Source organism: Bacillus sp. GMs2/2, from assembly GCF_050172095.1.
Classification (GTDB): domain Bacteria; phylum Bacillota; class Bacilli; order Bacillales; family Bacillaceae_G; genus Bacillus_A; species Bacillus_A cereus.
In genome coordinates this window covers 1-1,446 of record NZ_JBNLYE010000659.1, presented here as the reverse complement: position 1 = coordinate 1,446, position 1,446 = coordinate 1, and the positions used below count along the sequence as shown (strand labels likewise).

Sequence of the window (1,446 nt, the reverse complement as noted above, 5' to 3'; positions counted from 1 at the left end):
TGAACTGCACCCCAATTGTTAGACACAGTCTAACAATTGGAGGTGCAGTTTTTCTATGGCTAAATTTACAGCTGATGAAAAAATACAAATCGTTCTACGTTATTTGAACGGAAATGAAAGTTATCGAGAAATGGGTAAATCGATTGGTATAAGTGACACAATTATTTTGAATTGGGTAAACCAATATAAACAGAATGGTATGGAAGCTTTTCTAAAACGATGTACAAATTACACACAACAATTTAAACTAGACGTACTAAACTTTATGATTGAAAACGGTATGTCCTTATTTGAGACGGCAGCTATCTTTAACATTCCTGCCCCTTCAACGATTTCTGTTTGGAAAAAACAGCTCGAAACACAAGGAATTGATGCCCTTCAATCTAAGAAAAAGGGGCGTCCATCCATGAAAAAAGATTCAAATAAACAAGTAAAACAAGCTTTAGCTGAAGGGTCAGTCGAAGCACTTGAAGCACGTATTCAACAGCTTGAAATGGAAAATGAGTACTTAAAAAAGTTGAATGCCTTAGTTCAAAACAAGGAAAAATCACGAAACAAGACAAGGCACAAGTAGTCTATGAATTAAGGCATAAATATTCGGTGAAGGCACTCGTGGAGCTAGCTGGTATTCCACGGAGTACGTATTATGATTTAGTAAAGAAAATGAATCGTCCGGATCAAGATGCCGATTTGAAAGCTGAAATTAAAGCAATTTATGAGGAAAATGAAGGTCGTTATGGCTACCGTCGCATTCGTGATGAGTTAACGAATCGTGATCAGAAAGTGAATCACAAGAAGGTTCAGCGCATTATGAAAGAGCTTGGATTAAAGTGTGTTGTGCGTATGAGGAAATATAAATCCTATAAAGGGAAAGTCGGTAAAATTGCACCTAATATTTTAGAGCGTAATTTTTATACAGATGCCCCGAATCAAAAATGGGTAACGGACATCACAGAGTTTAAATTGTTTGGAAAGAAACTGTATGTATCACCTGTATTAGACTTGTATAATGGTGAAATTATTACCTATACAATTGGTTCTAGACCGACGTATTCACTTGTTTCAGAGATGTTAGAGAAAGCATTAGAACGCTTACCTGAAAATCACCAGCTACTAATGCATTCGGATCAAGGATGGCATTATCAAATGAGACAATACGTCCGTACACTTGGATCAAGGGGTATCGTACAGAGTATGTCTCGAAAAGGCAACTGTTACGACAACGCAGTAATAGAGAATTTCTTTGGGATTATGAAGTCGGAGTTCCTCTACATAAAAGAATTTGAAAGTGTAGAGCATTTTAAAATAGAATTAGAAAAATATATAGATTATTATAATACGAAACGGATTAAGGCAAAATTAAAAATGAGTCCGGTACAATACCGAACTCATTTTTATCAAGCTGCCTAATGAAATAACCGTGTCTAACTTTTAGGGGTCACTTCA

At 35.9% G+C, this 1,446-nt stretch carries 1 protein-coding gene; it reads left to right on the top strand.

Annotated features, from left to right (window positions below):
• The first annotated feature begins 55 nt into the window (after positions 1-55).
• A protein-coding gene (locus tag ACQGS6_RS28425; RefSeq protein ID WP_426966023.1) for an IS3-like element ISBce19 family transposase occupies positions 56-1,410 on the top strand; the annotation gives its coding sequence in 2 pieces (ribosomal slippage) (positions 56-509 and positions 509-1,410; 1,356 coding nt in all).
• Positions 1,411-1,446 lie beyond the last annotated feature (36 nt).